The organism is Georgenia subflava (assembly GCF_009193155.1).
Taxonomy (GTDB): Bacteria; Actinomycetota; Actinomycetes; order Actinomycetales; family Actinomycetaceae; genus Georgenia; species Georgenia subflava.
The window spans coordinates 1059629-1077835 of record NZ_VUKD01000001.1 but is presented as its reverse complement, the minus strand read 5'-3'; the positions used below and the strand labels follow the sequence as shown (position 1 = coordinate 1077835).

The following is an 18207-nucleotide window of genomic DNA, read 5'->3' as shown; positions in this document are numbered from 1 at the left end:
ATCATCGACCGGGCGGGGAGCTCGCGCCGGACGGTGGCTGCGCCGGCAGAGCAGAGCTGGCGCTCGCACCGCCCGGTGGCTGCGCCGGCCGGTCAGACCTGACGCTCGCTCGCGCCGACCGGCTCCCTCTCCCCGATGTGGTTCTCGCCCGGGGCCAAGACGTCGAGGATCCGGTTGAGGTCGTCCACGCTCGCGAAATCGATGGCGATCCGGCCCTTCCGCTGACCAAGGTTCACCTTGACGCGGGTGTCCAGCCGGTCGGCGAGGCGCGTTGCCAGGCGGTTCAGGTCCTCCGCGTGCTCCCCGGTGCGCGGCCGGCGGCGCATCTCGGGCGCCACGGGCTCGTCGCCGAGCGCGACGATCTCCTCGGTCGCGCGCACGCTGAGGCCCTCGGCCACGATCTTCTGCGCCAGACGCTCCATCGCTGCGCCGTCGGAGAGGCCGAGGAGGGCGCGTGCGTGCCCGGCGGAGAGTACGCCCGCGGCCACCCGGCGCTGCACGAGCGGGGGCAGCTTCATCAGGCGCAGGGTGTTGGAGATCTGCGGCCGGGACCGGGCGATGCGGGTGGCGAGCTCGTCGTGCGTGCAGCCGAAATCCTCGAGCAGCTGCTGGTACGCGGCCGCCTCCTCCAGGGGGTTGAGGTTGGCGCGGTGCAGGTTCTCGAGCAGCGCGTCGCGCAGCAGGTCACCATCACCGGTGTCGCGGATGATCGCGGGGACCGTCTCGTTCCCGGCCTGCTGGGAGGCGCGCCACCGGCGCTCGCCCATGATGAGCTCGTACCCGGGTTCACCGTCGCCGCCGCCGGTGATCCGGCGCACGACGATGGGCTGCAGGACACCGACCTCTCGGATCGATGCCGCCAGCTCGTCCAGGTCCTCCTCGTCGAACACCTGGCGGGGCTGGCGCCTGTTCGGCACGATCTCGTCGACCGGCAGCTCTGCGAAACTCGCGCCGGGAACGGGCACAAGTCCGTCGTCGCCGGCCGCGGCGTCGGCGTCGGGGCCCTCGGCGGAGCCCGTCGGAGCCGCGGCGCTCGATCCGGGCCTGGTGCGGGTTTCGTCGACTGCGCTGGTGGCGCCGGTGTCGTCTGCTTCACGGGCGACGCCGGCGCTGACGACGGCGTCGGACTGGTCCGCCGTGTGCTCAGCCTCGGTCGGGGCGGGCAGGTCGTCGGGTACCGCGACCGTGTCGGCGACCGGGCTGGCGGGCGTCACGACCGACTTGGCGTTCTTGTCCGACCGATCCGTCGTGGCGCGCGATGCCGCGGGCTTCGTCCTCGTGCTCGCACCCTTGGTGGTGCGGCTGCGTGGCTTGCCAGGCTCCATGAGCGATCGCGCGCTACCCCGTGCGGATGCCGACCGGTTCGTCTGCTTGCTGTCTCCGCCGCCCTGATCCGCTGATCCGTTGGTCGAAGCCTCGTCTCCGGAAGTGGCCGATGTGGAGGTGGACGGGAAGAACACGTCCATGGGCCTGGCCGACGTCTGGGTCTGCCCCGACTGGCCGGTCGGTGCCGAGGGGATCAGCGCGCCGATACCCCGGCCCAGCCCGCGACGCTTCTCGCTCATCAGTTCTCCTCCTCGGCCGCAGCCGCTGTCGTCTGGTCGTTGCTTGTCTGGGTGCCTCGAAGGGCGATCTCCTGCGCCGCCTCGCGGTAGGCAAGCGCCCCCGTCGATCCCGCGTCGTAGGTCAGGACGGTCTGCCCGTAGCTCGGCGCTTCAGAGATGCGCACCGAGCGCGGAATCGAGGCTTCGAGGGTCTGGTCGGGGAAGTGCTCGCGAACCTCGGCAGCGACCTCGTGCGCGAGGTTCGTCCGCTTGTCGAACATGGTGAGCATGATCGTCGACACGTGTAGATCAAAGTTCAGGTGCCCGCGGATGAGTTCGATGTTCTTCAGGAGCTGGCTCAGTCCCTCGAGGGCGTAGTACTCGCACTGGATCGGGATGAGCACCTCACGCGCCGCGACGAAGGCGTTGATCGTGAGGAGCCCCAAGCTCGGGGGGCAGTCGATCAGGATGTAGTCCATCGGCTCGAGCCCCTGCTCGGCACGCCAGTCGAGATAAGCCCGGATCGCGTTGTGGAGCCGGTTCTCACGCGCGACAAGCGACACGAGCTCGATCTCCGCACCGGACAGGTCGATGGTTGCCGGAGCGACGTTCAGGCCTTCGACGTCCTTGCACGGCTGGATGACGTCCTGGAGCGGGACGTCGTCGATGATGACGTCGTAGATGGACGGAACGCCTGCCTGATGGTCGATCCCGAGCGCGGTGGAGGCGTTCCCCTGCGGGTCGTTGTCGATCACTAGGACGTTGAGTCCGCCGGTCGCCAGCGCGGCGGCCACGTTGACCGTGGTGGTGGTCTTTCCCACTCCGCCCTTCTGGTTCGCGATGGTGAAGATCCGGGTCGTCGTGGGCTTGGGGAAGCGGACGCCGTGGAGCTTGATTCGACGCCGTGCGTCCTCCGCCAGCTGGGCCGCGAGCGGAGTGGTGTCGTCAGCTTCCGGGACACTCCGAATGAGTGCTGCTCGCCGGCGTTCATCAGGCGCAGCAGCCCTCTGACCTGCAGTGATACCCTGCGTCAAGCCGTTCTGGTCCTGCGGAGGCACGGCGTCCCCTTCACTCGGTGCGGTGGCCTTCCCACATCGTAATCTGCGCGCACGACAACGTTGGTATTCGTCCCAGTGAGTCGTGTTTCACGTGAAACCGGGCTCGAGGCACACCCGCCGAAGAGGCCGCGCCCCTGTCAACGACTCAGGGGCCCGCCGAGGTGTCTCGCGGAGAGCGCGAGGAGCTGTCGTTGATTGCCTGCTACGCCGACACTCGGCGGGACAGCCCCGCTCGAACCAAGACGCTAAGGCCGCCCCTGACCGATTCGCCTCCACAGATCCCTGCCGCACGAGTCTGGAGACTGAAGGGAAGCCGGGCATCGCCATCCGCTAGAGCGGGACCACCATGGTGCGTTCGCTGAAGGCGCATGTCCGCCGAACTGCACCGAGACAACCCGCGTCAGGGCGCCACAGCTTTCGGTCCAAACCGCCGCGGCCGCTCCCACGCCGGCGTCTGATGATTCATGTCGCGCCGCCATCGGCGCGCGCCCCATCTCCCCGGGGGATGCGGTGTCGCACGGGTCGAGCGTCGTTCCACGTGAAACGTTGGTCGGCGGGACCGCGCCGCGGAATCCAGCCCCGAACAGCCAGGGCACAACGTTGTCTCGTTGGGGCCCGCCTGCGACCGCGATTGGACGGCGGCGCGATCGTCGGATTTCGGGCGCCGCTCCTCGACACCTCTGCAACTTTGTCGCTCGGACGAACAGCCTCGGTTCTGACCGACAGCGTGAGCTCCGCGCGTCGATGCCTTCATCCGAGGACCGTGCGCTGAGGAGAACGTCCTAACCCGGGTGGTGCGGTGGCTGCGGTGACGTCAGCCGTGGGTGGTCCGCACTGGAACTCGCGCATAGACAGTCAAACGAGAGGCAGTTTGCCTGCGGCGCTTGAGTGCGCCTGCGGTCTCGAGCGGCTCCGCCGAGCGCCTGGTCGTGGAATCCGCCGGGGTGCAGCTCGCGGACGCCGAGCCACCGGCATCTCGTCTTCCCGAGTGTGGGCCATTCCCGGTATGCCGCGCGTAGCCGAGGAGGGAGGCGGTCTCCCGTTCGCCTCTTCAAACTGCTCAACCGGATCACTCAGAGGCACGTTTCACGTGGAACACGCGGCCACGGCTGGATCCTGGCACTTTCAGTCACACGCCACAGGTCGGCAGATACGGCTCGCCGGCGGTTAGTACCTGCCCGTTCCGGTCTGGCGTGCCGGACTTTGGCCGCAGCGATTGCCTACGCGCGCGGATTGAAACCGTGGTCGTCCGTGCTGAATCGCGGTACACCAGAGCCCCGAACTATGCGTGGGAAGGCTGGGCGTAGGCGTCCGCCCGACAGTCGAGCCTCCCGTACCGCTTTGTTCCACGTGAAACCGACGATCGCCGATGTCTGCGCAGTGAGCGAACGCCGCTTTTGACGGGGCCCAGCCCACGACGCAGGCGATGGGCCGGCCCAGTTCTATTGCGACCCGCTCGCAACGCTGCACGCGATTCGGCTCAGACGCAGAGCGTCGCCGACATGAGTGGACAGGAGTTCGGCGCCGCTCTGCTCGCCCACGGCGACCGTTCGAACGCACCTGTGACTGCGTCGGCCCCAGCGGTCCTGACAGGAGTGCGGAGTCGTCGTCGGCGCCGTTCCAGCCGCCCTTTCGGTACGTCCGTACCCTGGTGCGAACCGCGGCAGGTTCCACGTGAAACAACCCCAGACATGGCGGGTACTGGTCGGGCGCGGCGTTCGCGTACAGACGGCAGAGCTCCCAGAATCAAGCGAGGCGACACCGTGGGTGTTTCGCACTGCCCCGACCGCCGGCGAATCCTGGGGCCTGATGCCAGTCGGTTACCGCATTCTTTACGCCTGCAGGCCGCGCCGGAGGCTGGCCAATCCCAATTTCGGCAGAGTGACGAGGCAGCCCCCGTACTACTCACAGATCACAAGCTGGTTGATGGCGAGGTACCCGCCTCTTGTCGGCGGGCAGAGTTCCACGTGAAACGGCGCGCATCTCGTAACCAGCACTTGTGCGGCAGAGGCTCCACGAGGCGGCACGGGTAGTGATCTAGGGACTCGCCAGTGAGGAATCGACGTAGATGCCAGGGCCAAGGGGAGACACAGTCGCTCAAGCCATTCCGTATAGCACCTGGGCCGCGACCAAAGCCCTTTCCTCGACCGTACCTGCGCCCTGAGCGTAGCCTGCGCTCTAGGCCCAGACTGCCAGGATCCGAGGGCACCATTCACGCGCACCGTCGGCCAGGATCCGGCGTTGCAGTCAGCCGGCCCAGGGTTCGGCGTTGCAGTCAGAACCTTTGAACGCAGATGAAGGGCGGAGAGAGCGTGTCGACTGCGGCGGCGGAACCGGTCGGCCACACATATATTGATGCCTTCGGATTCGTTCCTCCCGACGTTTCACGTGGAACGCGAGCCAGCCATATCTGGAAACTCACCCCGCGTTCGACGTAGAGGAAGGGCCGGTTTCACGTGAAACGGTGAACGGCCCCTGCTCGAAGTGCGAGTCACCGATCCGGAACGTTCTGAGCGCCAATGGCGAACTGCCTGTGGCCAGCTCGAACGAGGCGCTACTGACATTCTTCAACGGCAACCAGGAGCTCAGAGGGCAACTGTCCGTGGTCACCGCTCCGGGTCGGGGGTCGCGCAGGTTCCGCCCAGATCACCGCACCGGTTGATCGATCTCATCCGCAAAGGCACCGGTTTGTCGACATCAACCGCAAAGCGGGATCGTTTCACGTGGAACCGCGATGCACCCTGCTATCGAGCACAGCTACTCAGACAACGGTCAACATTCGGAAGCGGTCCGTAGGCGACTTCACGTGGGACCCGGTGGATGGAGGGCCGCACACCGCCGGCATGGCGTCCACTCCACCCGCGGGAGCTTGGCGAGTGCCAGCGAGTATCGCCCCGTGCGGCACCCGGCGCCATCGAAGGAAGCTCCGAGTGCCCCATGACGCGTCCATGCCGGCCAGGAAGGTGTTGCGGTGCTGAGTGCAGCGAGCATCACGATCCCCGCGCCGGCGGGTCGCAGAACGCGCGGTCGCCACCCGACCTCGGTTCGGGACCGTCACAGAGGCGACAGCACGCAGTTGCGCGCTTGGCCGCCGACGTGGGGCCCTCCCGACCGCGTAATGATAACGGTTCTTAGTAGCGTCGGGGCCGCCCGTGCCGCGGCCCCCGTGTGCACCTACCTCTTGGTCACGACGACCACGACCGTCGACTCACCCTCACGCACCGGACGGACCTCCTCCACGGAGACGTCGCCCGCCCCCAGCTTCCGAAGGACGTACTTCGCCGCCTCGAGCTCCTCCTCCGCACGCCTGCCCTTCAGCGCGACCAGGCGCCCGCCCGGACGGACCAACGGGAGCGTCCACCGAGCGAGCTTGTCCATCGCGGCCACCGCGCGGGCCGTGACGACGTCGAAGCGCACCTTCTTGTGCAGCTCTTCGGCCCGTGCGTGGACAACCTCGACGTTGTCGAGCTCAAGCTCTCGCGCGACGTCGTCGAGCCACACGACTCGCCGCTCCATCGGCTCGATCAGGTGCACCGTCACGTCGGGCCGCATGATCGCCAGCACCATCCCGGGGAAGCCGGCGCCCGACCCGACGTCCGCGACCGCGGCCTCGTCGGGCACGAAAGGTGAGACCGCCGCCGAGTTCACAAGGTGCCGGCTCCACAGACGAGGCAGCTCACGCGGGCCGATCAGCCCCCGGAGCTCGCCCTCCTCGACCAGCATCTGCGCAAAGTGCTCCATCGCAGACCACGAAAGGCCGAACAGCTCCTGGACCTCCGCAGTGGGTCGCTCGACCTCGGTGAGCGCCTCCTCGTCCTTCTCCATCCCCGCCAACCCAGAACGGGATCAGGCGGGGCGGATCACGACGTGGCGGTTCGGCTCCACACCTTCGGAGTCGCTGACCAGACCAGCCGCCGCCACGACGTCGTGGACGACCTTGCGCTCGAACGGGTTCATCGGCTCGAGCGCGACGCGGCCGCCCGACGTCCGGGCCTTCGTGATGGCAGCCTCGGCGATCTTGGTGAGCTCGGCCTTCCGGTCCTTGCGGTAGCCGGCGATGTCGAGCATCAGACGGCTGCGCTCACCCGTCTTGGCCTGCACGGCCAGCCGGGTCAGCTCCTGGACGGCGTCCAGGACCTCGCCGTCCTCGCCGACGAGGCGCCGCAGCCACCGCGACCCGTCGTCCTCGGACACGATCTCCACAGCCGCGCGTCCGTGGTCGACGTCGATGTCGATGTCGCCGTCAAGGTCGGCGATGTCGAGCAGCTCCTCGAGGTAGTCGGCCGCGATCTCGCCCTCCTCCTCGAGCCGCTTGACTGTCTCTGAGCTCGCGGGGCGCGGGGTCTCGACGCCTGCCTTCTCGTCCTCGCTCACGGGTGTCCTCATCTCTTGCATGATCCGCCGACCGGCGGAGGGGTCATGGGCGTGTGGCCCGGTGTCCGGGCACGCATGCTACTTCTTCCTGCCCTGGTTCTTTCCCTGGGCCTTGCGCTTCGCCGCGGCCGCGCGCCGCTGGGCCGCACGCTCGTCGTACCGCTTCTGCGCGCGCTCCGCGGGGGTCAGGCCGTCCTTGCCGATCGGTGCGCCGCCGTCCGCGTCCTCGTCGTCCTCCGGCTCTGCGTCATCCGGGCTCGGCGCCGGGACCGACGCGGCAGTGGCGCCGGCCGGGCCGGCCTTCTTGGCGCGGTCCTTCCGCTTGGGCTGCACGCGCTGCCCCTTCGCCACCTCGACCTCCGTGGCGGCCTTCTGCTCTTCCTCCTCCACGGGGGGAAGACCCTTGCGCTCACGCTTCTTGGCGATCCGTTCCTGGCGAGCCTTGTACGCCTCGGAGCCGGGCGCCGGCTGCTGGCGGATCGTGTAGAACTGCTGGCCCATCGACCAGATGTTCGTCGTCGACCAGTAGATGAGCACACCGATCGGGAAGTTCACGCCTGAGAAGGCGAAGATCAGCGGCAGGACGTACATCATCATCCGCTGCTGACGCGCCATGGGGTTGTCGAGCGCGGCGGCCGGCATGTTCTTCATCGTCAGCTGCCGCTGGGTGAAGAACGTGGTGGCCGACATGATGATGATGAGGATGACCGTGACGACCTTGACGGTCGGGTCCTCCGACCGCAGGAAGGTCTCCGAGATGCGCGCGCCGAAGAGCGTCGAGCCCTCGGCCTGGATCGCGAGCTCCTGGGTCAGCGGGCCGATGCCCTCCCGGGCGCCCGTCGCGATGTCACCGAGGCTGACCAGCACCCGGAAGAGCGCGAAGAAGATCGGCATCTGCAGCAGGATCGGCAGGCAGGAGGCGAACGGGTTCGTCCCGTGCTCCCGATAGAGCGCCATCATCTCCTGCTGCATCTTCTGCCGGGACGCAGGATCGGTCTTGTTCTTGTACTTCTTCTGCAGCTTCTGCATCTCGGGCTGGACGAGCTGCATGCCGCGGGCGGCCTTGATCTGCTTGAAGAACAACGGGATCAGCACGATCCGGATGACGATCACGAGGCCGACGATGGACAGGATCCAGGCCAGCCCGGAACCTTCGGACATCCCGAGGAGCACGAGCAGCTCGTGCACCCGCACCATGATCCACGCGACCGCAACCATGATCGGGTACAGGATTGTGTCGAACCAGTCCATACGTCAGAACTCCTAGTGATCCTGCGGCGCGGTCGTCCGCGCCCCCCATGTACCTGCACCGAGGGTACGGGCATTCGGGACGTGGGTCTGACCCACGTTCTCGGTGCTCTCCGCCGTGCGGGCGGAGTCGTCGTCGTTCGACCAGCGTCCTGGCGGCGGGACATGGTCCACGCCCCCGAGGCTCCACGGGTTGCAGCGCAGCAGCCGCCAGACGGCGAGCGCGCTGCCCTTCAGGAACCCGTGCCGCCGCAACGCGGTCATCGCGTATGCCGAGCACGACGGGTAGTACTTACAGCTCGGCGGCAGCCAGGGCGAGACGACGAGCTGGTAGACCCGCACCAGCGCCAGGAGCAACCACGTCAGCGGGTTGCGGGGCCGCTCGACGCCGGAGCCTTCCGGGTCGGCAGTACCGTCCTGCCGGTCACCGTTCATCGCCGCCCCCTCGTTGCTGCGGTGGTTCGTTCCGCCCGACGCCGCGCTCCGGCGAGTGCCGCGTCGAGGTCGGCCGCCAGCTCCGTGCTCGTGGCACCCGCAGCGGCGGGAAGTGCACGCACCACGACGTGGGTGCCGGCCGGAAGGTCGCCAGCACGAGCTGCCATCAGATGGCGCAGCCGGCGCTTCACCTCGTTCCTCCGAACGGCGTTCCCTACGGCCTTGGGCACGACGAAGCCGACGAGAGCCGCGTCGTCGGTGCGGCTGCTCGTCGGCTCGAGGTCGTCGGTCCGCCCGGCCCCCAGGTGCACGACAAGGCGTCGCGCTCCGCTACGGGCACCCCGGCGGACTGCGTCGGAGAACTGGTCAGCGCGACGCATCCGGTGCCGGGGAGGCAGCACCGGCTCTCAGGCAGAGAGCTCGGAACGTCCCTTGCGACGGCGCGCGGAGAGAATGGCGCGGCCGGCACGGGTACGCATCCGCAGACGGAAGCCGTGCACCTTGGCCCGGCGCCGGTTGTTCGGCTGGAAAGTGCGCTTGCTCACGGCATGACTCCAAAACGCTCGGTGATTCTCTGAGGCCCCGCCACGGTTGTCGGCAGTGCACGATCGGTTGCGTCGACGTCCCCTGCCCGCTCCGCATTCCTGTACGCGGGCACACCTCAGGATCCGTCGAGACGGCCTGCTTACGGTACGCGAGCGCCGTCATGGCGGTCAATCCCAGGAAATGCCACAGTTGTGGACATCACACCGGACACACCAGGCCGGCCCTTCAGGTGCGCGGCGACCGCCGGCGGCACCATGGTGCCGATCGGTACGGCCGAGAGACTACCCACATCTGTGGATAACTGTGTGGACACCTAGACTCGCGTGACACACTCAGTCCTCAGTCACACACCGTCGCCAGGGAGTCCACAGTTGTCGGAGAACCAGACCATCACCGAGAGCTGGACCCAGGTAGTCGATCTGCTGACCTCCCGCGGGGAGATCGGCCGGGCGCAGCTGGCCTTCGTCAAGCTCACCAAGCCGCTGGGCGTCATCGACGGGACGATCCTGCTCGCAGTGCCGAGCGACTTCGCCAAGGAGTTCGTCGAGACCCGTGCCCGTGGAGCGATCACCGACGCCCTGGCCGAGGTCGTCGGCTCGAGCGTGCGGTTCGCGGTGACCGTCGACCCCACGCTGGAGGAGAGCGCACCCCCGCCCGAGCCCACGCCCATCGCGGCGCCGGCGACCGTCGTCGACCACCTGGCACCCCCGTCGGCACGGACGCCGGCGAGGAATGGTGAGGAGCGGCCCGGGGCCCCGCACCGCTCGACGGCGGACCGCGGCACCTCCGTGGACGGCAACTCCATGGAGTCGACCCGGCTGAACCCTAAGTACACCTTCGAAACCTTCGTCACCGGCTCCTCGAACCGGTTCGCCCACGCGGCGGCGACGGCGGTCGCCGAGGCACCGGCGAAGGCCTACAACCCGCTGTTCATCTACGGCGGCTCCGGACTCGGCAAGACGCACCTCCTCCACGCGATCGGCCACTACGCCCGCAACCTCTACCCCGGCATCCGCGTGCGCTACGTGAACTCGGAGGAGTTCACGAACGACTTCATCAACTCCATCCGCGACGACAAGGCGGAGAACTTCCAGCGCCGGTACCGCAACGTCGACGTCCTCCTCATCGACGACATCCAGTTCCTGGGCGGCAAGGAGCAGACCGTCGAGGAGTTCTTCCACACCTTCAACACCCTGCACAACGACAACAAGCAGGTCGTGATCACCTCGGACCTGCCGCCCAAGCAGCTCAACGGCTTCGAGGACCGGCTGCGCTCACGGTTCGAGTGGGGTCTGCTGACCGACGTGCAGCCGCCGGACCTCGAGACGCGCATCGCGATCCTGCGCAAGAAGGCCGTCAACGAGAACCTCCAGGCCTCCGACGACGTCCTCGAGTACATCGCGTCGCGGATCTCGACCAACATCCGCGAGCTCGAAGGTGCGCTCATCCGGGTCACCGCGTTCGCGAACCTCAACCGCCAGCCGGTCGAGCTCTCCCTCGCGGAGATGGTGCTCAAGGACCTCATCACGGACCCCGACGGCGAGGACATCACGCCGTCGCTGATCATGAGCCAGACCGCCAACTACTTCTCGGTCTCGATCGAGGCCCTGTGCTCCGCCGACCGCTCACGGGTGCTCGTCAACGCCCGTCAGATCGCCATGTACCTGTGCCGCGAGCTCACCGACCTGTCCCTGCCGAAGATCGGTCAGCTCTTCGGGGGCCGTGACCACACCACCGTCATGCACGCCAACCGCAAGATCCGCGAGCAGATGGCGGAGAAGCGATCGACCTTCAACCAGGTGACCGAGCTGACGAACCGCATCAAGCAGAAGGCACGGGGCGCCTGACCAGCTGCCGCCAAGCAGAAGGCACACGGCGCCTGACGGCCGCCGATCAGCACGCCCGTGGAGCCTGACCGGCCGACGCCGAACACGACGCCCGCGCCGGGACGCCGTCGGGCGGTCCGGGTAGGTCGCGTTCGTAGGTGGCGTTCGTCCCCCGTCTCGGGGTCGAGCCGCCAGTGCCCCGCGGGAGCCGCCCCCGCCTCGGGACCAACCGAGAACTTCATGCCAATCACGGCCTGACCCCTTGACCGTGACGCCGGTCACCCGATATGGAGATGCACAGCTGTGCACATTCCTGTGGATAGCCGTGGACAACTCCGTCGGTGCCGGTGGACGCGGCGGGGTGGATCCGTGGACGTCGTCTGAGGACGAATGACAGATCCACTGCCACCGGCGGCCGCGCACAGCCTGGGCCACTGGTCCACACACACCCTTCTTGTCATTCTGACCTGCAGGAACACCGGTTCTCCACAGTCTCCACAAGGGCTATGACGATGAAGACACCTATTGGATGAGAATGATGTGGAGAACCAACGTGACCGGGCCGGCACTGGTTCGGCGGGTAAATGACACCGGTGTCCTCATTCGGGTACCGAGGCGTTGACCACCTCGCGTAGGGTTGGCCTGCGCCGCGTGCACCCTCCGGCGAGACATCGAGAGAAGGTCAACAATCGTGAAGTTCAGGGTCGAACGTGACGTCCTGTCCGAGGCTGTCACCTGGACGGCGCGCTCCCTGCCCACGCGGCCGCCCGTCCCCGTGCTCGCCGGGGTTCGGCTGGAGGCCGACTCCGACGGCACCCTGACCCTCTCCAGCTTCGACTACGAGGTCTCGGCCCGCTCCGAGGTCCCGGCCGAGGTGGATTCGCCCGGTGTCGTCCTCGTCTCCGGCCGGCTCCTCGCCGACATCTGCAAGGCGCTGCCCGCCAAGCCGGTCGACGTCGACGTCGACGGCTCGAAGGTGGTCCTGACCTGCGGCGCCTCCCGCTTCACGCTCCTCACGATGCCTGTCGACGACTACCCCGCGCTGCCGACCATGCCGGAGACCAGCGGCAGCGTCGACGCCGGGGTGCTCACCGAGGCGGTCGCCCAGGTGACCATCGCTGCGAGCCGCGACGAGACCCTCCCGCTGCTCACCGGTGTGCGGGTGGAGATCGAGGGCGAGAAGATCACGCTCCTCGCGACCGACCGCTACCGCCTCGCCATGCGCGAGCTCACCTGGCACCCGGGCGCCCCGTCCCTGTCCGAGGTCGCCCTCGTGCGCGCCCGCACCCTCTCCGACGTCGCGAAGTCCATGACGAGCGCCGGCGCGCTGGACGTCGCCCTGTCCTCGGAGGGTCCTGCGGCGCTCGTCGGCTTCGAGGCGGGCGGCCGCCGCACCACCTCCCTCCTCGTCGAGGGTGACTACCCGCCGGTCCGTCGCCTCTTCCCGGAGACCACGACGACCCACGCCGTCGTCGGCACCCAGGTCCTGGTCGAGGCCGCGCGCCGCGTCAGCCTGGTCGCCGAGCGCAACACCCCGATCCGGCTCAGCTTCTCCGAGGGCCAGGTGGTCCTCGAGGCCGGGCAGGGCGACGACGCCCAGGCCTCGGAGGCGCTCGAGGCGGCGCTGACGGGCGAGGAGATCACCACCGCGTTCAACCCGCAGTACCTCCTCGACGGTCTGGGGGCACTGACGACGCCCTACGTGCGGATGTCGTTCACGCACCCGAGCAAGCCGGCGGTCATGACCGGCCAGGCCGAGCTCGAGGGCGACGACCAGCCGGAGTTCCGCTACCTGCTCATGCCCATCCGGTTCGCCGGCTGACCCCCGGCGCGGGAGACTGGCCGGACGCCCCGGACTCCACCAGGGCAGCCGCGCCGGTCACCCGACCGGCACAGACGGACGGGGCATCGGTCCCGGAGGGAGAGCTGAGATGCACATCGGAATGGTCGGCCTCGGCCGCATGGGCGGCAACATGGCCGAACGCCTGCGCGCCGCCGGCATCGACGTCACCGGGTACGACGCGAACCCCGAGAACTCCGAGGTCGCCTCGCTCGCCGAGCTCGTGGCGGCGCTGCCGCAGCCCAGGCGGGTCATCTGGGTGATGGTGCCGGCCGGCGCGCCGACCGCCGCGGTGCTGACGGAGCTCGAGGGCCTGCTCGACGACGGCGACGTGGTCGTCGAGGGCGGGAACTCCCACTTCGAGGACGACCGGACCAACGCCGACTCCCTCGCGGCGAAGGGCATCGGCTATGTCGACGTCGGCGTCTCCGGTGGCATCTGGGGCCGGGAGAACGGCTACGGGCTCATGGCCGGGGGCGCCCAGGACGACATCGAGCTCCTCATGCCGGTCTTCGACGCGCTGCGCCCGGAGGGACCCCGCAACGAGGGCTTCGTCCACGCCGGCCCGGTGGGCGCGGGCCACTACTCCAAGATGGTCCACAACGGCATCGAGTACGGCCTCATGCAGGCCTACGCCGAGGGGTACCAGCTCCTCGAGGCCCGCGACGACCTGATTCCCGACGTCGGAGCGGTCTTCGGCGCCTGGCGCCGCGGCACGGTCGTGCGCTCGTGGCTGCTGGACCTCATGGTCCGCGCGGTCGAGGAGGACCCCGGTCTGGACGACATCTCCGGCTGGGTGGACGACTCCGGCGAGGGCCGGTGGACGATCAACGAGGCGATCGAGAACGCCGTGCCGGTGCCGGTGATCTCCGCGGCGCTGTTCGCGCGCTTCGCATCCCGTCAGCCGAACTCCCCGGCGATGCGTGCGGTCGCCGCGCTCCGGCAGCAGTTCGGCGGACATGCCGTCAAGGCCGCCGAGACGGAGACGCCGGCCGCGGAGTAGGACGCGGCCGGCCGGGCGACGCCCCGGCCGGGACCGGCGGCGAGGAGGACCGGCGGAGGCGAGCAGGGCAGACGGACGGAGGAAGGAGGAGGGCGAGGATGTACGTCTCGGACCTCGCCCTCAACGACTTCCGCTCCTACCGCGAGCTCGTCCTCGGCCTCGAGCCGGGCGTTAGCGCGTTCGTCGGCCAGAACGGCCAGGGCAAGACCAACCTGGTGGAGGCGATCGCGTACCTCTCGACGTTCTCGAGCCACCGGGTCGCGGCCGACGCCGCGCTCGTGCGCCAGGGCACCGACGGCGCCGTGGTGCGCGCCAAGGTCGTCCACGGCGACAGGCCCACGATGGTCGAGCTCGAGATCGTCGCGGGCAAGGCCAACCGCGCGCGGCTGAACCGGGCACCCACCCGGACCCGAGAGGTCCTCGGCGTGGTGCGCTCGGTGCTCTTCGCCCCCGAGGACCTCGAGCTGGTCAAGGGCGACCCCACGCAGCGGCGGCGCTTCCTCGACGAGCTGGTGGTGCTGCTGTCGCCCCGTCTGGCCGGCGTCAAGGCGGAGTACGACAAGGTGGTGCGCCAGCGCGGCGCACTGCTGAAGTCCGCCGGCGCCGTCCGGCGTCGCGGGGGTCGGCCCGACCTGAGCACCCTGGACGTGTGGGACGGGCAGCTGGCGGCGGCCGGCGCCCAGCTGGTCACGGCGCGCACGCAGCTCGTGCGCCGCCTCCGCCCGCACGTGGCCGACGCCTACGAGCAGGTCAGCGCCGGGCAGGGCGCGGCCCGCATCGACTACCGCGCCAACATCGACGTCAGCGACTCCGTCCCGGACCCGACGGCGGAACAGCTCGCCGACGAGGGCGCCGCCGGGGCGGCCGCACGGGAGGGGGTCGAGGCCCGGGAGACCGCGCTGCTCGACACCGCGGCCGTGCAGGAACGGCTGGTCGCGGCGATGGGTCGGCTGCGGGAGAAGGAGATCGAGCGGGGTGTCTGCCTCGTCGGTCCGCACCGTGACGACCTGGTGCTCAGCCTCGGCACCTTCCCGGCGAAGGGCTTCGCCAGCCACGGCGAGTCCTGGTCCTACGCCCTCGCGCTGCGGCTCGCCTCCTACGAGGTGCTGCGCGAGGACGACGGCTCGCCCTGGGGCAGGGACGGCGAGCCCGTGCTCATCCTCGACGACGTCTTCGCCGAGCTCGACTCCCGACGCCGGCAGCGGCTGGCGGCCATGGTGGCAGGGGCGCAGCAGGTGCTCATCACCGCGGCCGTGCCCGAGGACGTCCCGGAGACGCTCGCCGGCGCACGCTTCGACGTCCACGACGGGGAGGTGACCCGTGCCTGAACGACCGGGAGCCGTGCCGGAGGGCGTCGTCCCCGGCAGCGCCGCGAGCGCCGACGAGGCCGAGGACCGCGACGCCGTCGCCCGCCTTGCTCTTGAACGGGCTCGGGAGGCGGCCCGGGCCAAGGGGCTCTACCGCAGCGGCGCCCCGCGACGGCGTGCCGGAGCGGCCGCGACGGACGCGCAGGCGGGCCCGGGTGACGGCGGCCCGGACGACGGCGACCAGGACTCCACCGGTACGCGGCGGTGGCGCCCCGGTCCCGGCCTCGGCTACGGCATCAGTGGTCCCGGCCCCTCCCGCCGGGACCCGCAGTCGCTCGGTGGGATCGCCGAGCGCATGCTCGCCCAGCGCGGGTGGCGCGTCCCATTGAGCGTCGGCGGCGTCGTCGGGCGGTGGCGCGAGGTCGTGGGCGACCAGATCGCCGACCACTGCCAGGTCGAGACGTTCGAGGAGGGTGCCCTGGTGCTCCGCACCTCCTCGACCGCCTGGGCGACCCAGGTACGTCTGCTCCTGCCCCAGCTCGAGCGGCGTCTGGCCGAGGAGGTCGGCGAGGGAACGGTGTCGTCGATCACCGTGCTGGGGCCGGGCGGGCCGTCGTGGAAGCACGGTTACCGTTCGGTGCGTGGTCGCGGGCCACGCGACACCTACGGCTGAGATCGGCCGGGGACTCGCGCCCCGAGGGCTGCGTCCACAGTGACGGACACCCTGTGGAAAACACCTGTGGATATTCGTGGTTTTCGGCTCAGGCACGGTAGAATCGAACGACCCACCCGACTGGCGCGCCAAGACGCCTGAGGGGATCAAGCGGCGGCCCCCGTACCCGGCTCACCAGGTGACGGCGGTGCGCTGCCCGCGAGACGAGGAGAGCCTGCGACCGTGGCTGACCACAGTGCTGACGCTGCCGAGAACGACCCCACCGAGAGCGTGCCACCGGCAGAGCAGGCACCGGCCGAGCAGAGCTCTACCAACGCCAGCTCCGGCACCGTACCGACCACCCAGGAGTACGGGGCCGGCAACATCACCGTGCTCGAGGGCCTCGAGGCGGTGCGCAAGCGCCCGGGCATGTACATCGGGTCCACCGGTGAGCGCGGGCTGCACCACCTCGTGTACGAGGTCGTGGACAACTCGGTCGACGAGGCGCTGGCCGGCTACGCCGACACCATCGAGGTCACTCTCCTCGCCGACGGCGGCGTGCGGGTGGTCGACAACGGCCGCGGCATCCCGGTGGACCTGCACCCCACCGAGGGCAAGCCGGCCGTCGAGGTGGTGTTGACGGTCCTGCACGCCGGCGGCAAGTTCGGCGGCGGCGGGTACGCGGTGTCCGGCGGCCTGCACGGCGTCGGCGTGTCCGTCGTCAACGCCCTCTCGAGCCGTCTCCAGGTCGAGGTCCACCGCCAGGGCAACGCCTGGCGCATGGGCTTCGTCGACGGCGTCCCCACCGGTCCGCTCGTGAAGGGCGACGCCACCGAGCAGACCGGCACCACCGTGACGTTCTGGGCGAACGACGACATCTTCGAGACGACCGACTACAACTTCGAGACCCTGCGGGCCCGCTTCCAGCAGATGGCGTTCCTCAACAAGGGCCTGCGGATCTCGCTGACCGACGAGCGGGCGGGCGTGACGGACGCCGGCGACGAGATCACCGGTGACGACGCCGGCACCGCCGACGACGCCCGCACCGGCCACCGCGAGGTCTCGTACATGTACGAGGGCGGCCTGCGGGACTACGTGGCGCACCTCAACGCCACCAAGAAGGTCGACCTCGTCCACCCCGAGATCATCGACTTCGAGGCCGAGGACACCGTCCGCCGGATCTCCGTCGAGATCGCGATGCAGTGGACCAACGGCTACTCCGAGGCCGTGCACACCTACGCGAACACCATCAACACCACCGAGGGCGGCACGCACGAGGAGGGCTTCCGTGCGGCGCTGACGTCGTTGATGAACAAGTACGCCCGCGACAAGGGCCTGCTCAAGGAGAAGGACGAGAACCTCACCGGCGAGGACATCCGGGAGGGCCTGACCGCCGTCATCTCCATCAAGCTCGGCGAGCCGCAGTTCGAGGGCCAGACGAAGACCAAGCTCGGCAACACCGAGGCGCGCACCTTCGTGCAGACCCAGCTGTACTCCTCCCTCGGGGACTGGCTCGACTCGCACCCGAACGAGGCGAAGGACGTCTTCCGCAAGTCCCAGCAGGCGGCGGCCGCGCGCATGGCGGCCCGCAAGGCCCGCGAGGCGACCCGGCGCAAGGGACTGCTCGAGTCCAACTCGATGCCCGGCAAGCTCAAGGACTGCTCGAGCCGCGACGCCACGAAGTCCGAGATCTTCATCGTCGAGGGCGACTCGGCCGGCGGCTCCGCCGTCCAGGGCCGCGACCCCGAGCACCAGGCGATCCTGCCGCTGCGGGGGAAGATCCTCAACGTCGAGAAGGCACGCCTCGACCGGGCCCTGGGCAACCAGGAGATCCAGGCGCTGATCACCGCGTTCGGCACGGGCATCGGCGAGGACTTCGACATCGCGAAGCTGCGGTACTACAAGATCGTGCTCATGGCCGACGCCGACGTCGACGGCCAGCACATCTCCACGCTGCTGCTCACTCTGCTGTTCCGGTACATGACCCCGCTCATCGAGGGCGGCCACGTCTACCTCGCGCAGCCGCCCCTGTACCGCCTGAAGTGGTCGAACGCCGCGCACCAGTACGTGTATTCCGACAAGGAGAAGGACGCCTTCCTCGCCGAGGGCGCCCGCGCCGGCAAGCGGCTGCCGAAGGAGAGCGGCATCCAGCGCTACAAGGGACTGGGCGAGATGAACGACCAGGAGCTCTGGGACACCACGATGAACCCCGAGACCCGCACCCTGCGCCAGGTCACGATCGAGGACGCGGCGGCCGCCGACGAGACGTTCTCCATCCTTATGGGCGAGGACGTGGAGTCCCGCCGGGGCTTCATCCAGCGCAACGCGCACGACGTGCGCTTCCTGGACATCTAGCACCCAGCGCACCCGACAG

General features: G+C 69.1%; 14 protein-coding genes. 6 read left to right on the top strand and 8 right to left on the bottom strand.

The window, feature by feature from the left end; translation table 11 throughout:
* Nucleotides 1-92: 92 nt before the first annotated feature.
* The 8 genes from GD748_RS04885 to rpmH all read right to left on the bottom strand — a co-directional run bounded on the left by GD748_RS04885 (nt 93) and on the right by rpmH (nt 9204).
* Nucleotides 93-1565: a ParB/RepB/Spo0J family partition protein gene (locus GD748_RS04885; protein WP_152194010.1), complete on the bottom strand. Its 1473-nt coding sequence runs from the start codon at nt 1563-1565 to the stop codon at nt 93-95.
* Nucleotides 1565-2602 carry a ParA family protein gene (locus GD748_RS04880; RefSeq protein ID WP_319593296.1) on the bottom strand — a complete coding sequence of 346 codons (1038 nt, stop codon included), beginning with the start codon at nt 2600-2602 and terminating at the stop codon, nt 1565-1567. Before GD748_RS04880 ends, GD748_RS04885 begins: the two co-directional genes overlap by 1 nt.
* A 3174-nt stretch (nt 2603-5776) precedes the next feature.
* Nucleotides 5777-6427 carry a 16S rRNA (guanine(527)-N(7))-methyltransferase RsmG gene (rsmG, locus tag GD748_RS04875; protein ID WP_152194009.1) on the bottom strand — a complete coding sequence of 217 codons (651 nt, stop codon included), beginning with the start codon at nt 6425-6427 and terminating at the stop codon, nt 5777-5779.
* A gap of 21 nt (nt 6428-6448) precedes the next feature.
* Complete coding sequence (locus tag GD748_RS04870) at nt 6449-6988, bottom strand: Jag family protein (RefSeq protein ID WP_193312814.1); 540 nt, start codon at nt 6986-6988, stop codon at nt 6449-6451.
* A gap of 66 nt (nt 6989-7054) precedes the next feature.
* Nucleotides 7055-8227: a membrane protein insertase YidC gene (yidC, locus tag GD748_RS04865; protein WP_152194007.1), complete on the bottom strand. Its 1173-nt coding sequence runs from the start codon at nt 8225-8227 to the stop codon at nt 7055-7057.
* Nucleotides 8228-8239: 12 nt separating this feature from the next.
* Nucleotides 8240-8590 (bottom strand): membrane protein insertion efficiency factor YidD, encoded by a 351-nt coding sequence (yidD, locus tag GD748_RS04860; protein ID WP_152194392.1) that lies wholly within the window; start codon nt 8588-8590, stop codon nt 8240-8242.
* 65 nt (nt 8591-8655) lie between these two features.
* Nucleotides 8656-9060: a ribonuclease P protein component gene (rnpA, locus tag GD748_RS04855; protein WP_152194006.1), complete on the bottom strand. Its 405-nt coding sequence runs from the start codon at nt 9058-9060 to the stop codon at nt 8656-8658.
* A 6-nt stretch (nt 9061-9066) separates the two neighbouring features.
* Complete coding sequence (gene rpmH, locus GD748_RS04850; RefSeq protein ID WP_098483823.1) at nt 9067-9204, bottom strand: 50S ribosomal protein L34; 138 nt, start codon at nt 9202-9204, stop codon at nt 9067-9069.
* A 372-nt stretch (nt 9205-9576) separates the two neighbouring features.
* On the opposite strand from rpmH, the gene dnaA reads away from it, so the two are divergent.
* The 6 genes from dnaA to gyrB all read left to right on the top strand — a co-directional run bounded on the left by dnaA (nt 9577) and on the right by gyrB (nt 18188).
* Nucleotides 9577-11052: a chromosomal replication initiator protein DnaA gene (dnaA, locus tag GD748_RS04845; protein WP_152194005.1), complete on the top strand. Its 1476-nt coding sequence runs from the start codon at nt 9577-9579 to the stop codon at nt 11050-11052.
* Nucleotides 11053-11722: 670 nt separating this feature from the next.
* Nucleotides 11723-12853, top strand: coding sequence for a DNA polymerase III subunit beta (dnaN, locus tag GD748_RS04840; RefSeq protein WP_152194004.1), 1131 nt, complete (start codon nt 11723-11725; stop codon nt 12851-12853).
* A 109-nt stretch (nt 12854-12962) separates the two neighbouring features.
* The gene (gene gnd, locus GD748_RS04835) at nt 12963-13874 is read left to right on the top strand and encodes a phosphogluconate dehydrogenase (NAD(+)-dependent, decarboxylating) (RefSeq protein WP_152194003.1); all 912 of its coding nucleotides are present in this window, start codon (nt 12963-12965) and stop codon (nt 13872-13874) included.
* Nucleotides 13875-13972: 98 nt separating this feature from the next.
* Nucleotides 13973-15202, top strand: coding sequence for a DNA replication/repair protein RecF (recF, locus tag GD748_RS04830; protein WP_152194002.1), 1230 nt, complete (start codon nt 13973-13975; stop codon nt 15200-15202).
* The gene (locus GD748_RS04825; protein WP_193312813.1) at nt 15195-15854 is read left to right on the top strand and encodes a DUF721 domain-containing protein; all 660 of its coding nucleotides are present in this window, start codon (nt 15195-15197) and stop codon (nt 15852-15854) included. Before recF ends, GD748_RS04825 begins: the two co-directional genes overlap by 8 nt.
* A 369-nt stretch (nt 15855-16223) precedes the next feature.
* Complete coding sequence (gyrB, locus tag GD748_RS04820) at nt 16224-18188, top strand: DNA topoisomerase (ATP-hydrolyzing) subunit B (protein ID WP_405002665.1); 1965 nt, start codon at nt 16224-16226, stop codon at nt 18186-18188.
* The last annotated feature ends 19 nt before the right edge of the window (nt 18189-18207 follow it).

What these genes read in the sequence shown, in the direction of transcription:
- GD748_RS04885 (WP_152194010.1), bottom strand. Translation starts at nt 1,565, where the DNA reads ATGAGCGAGAAGCGTCGCGGGCTGGGCCGGGGTATCGGCGCGCTGATC.
- rsmG (WP_152194009.1), bottom strand. Translation starts at nt 6,427, where the DNA reads ATGGAGAAGGACGAGGAGGCGCTCACCGAGGTCGAGCGACCCACTGCG.
- GD748_RS04870 (WP_193312814.1), bottom strand. Translation starts at nt 6,988, where the DNA reads ATGAGGACACCCGTGAGCGAGGACGAGAAGGCAGGCGTCGAGACCCCG.
- yidC (WP_152194007.1), bottom strand. Translation starts at nt 8,227, where the DNA reads ATGGACTGGTTCGACACAATCCTGTACCCGATCATGGTTGCGGTCGCG.
- gnd (WP_152194003.1), top strand. Translation starts at nt 12,963, where the DNA reads ATGCACATCGGAATGGTCGGCCTCGGCCGCATGGGCGGCAACATGGCC.
- recF (WP_152194002.1), top strand. Translation starts at nt 13,973, where the DNA reads ATGTACGTCTCGGACCTCGCCCTCAACGACTTCCGCTCCTACCGCGAG.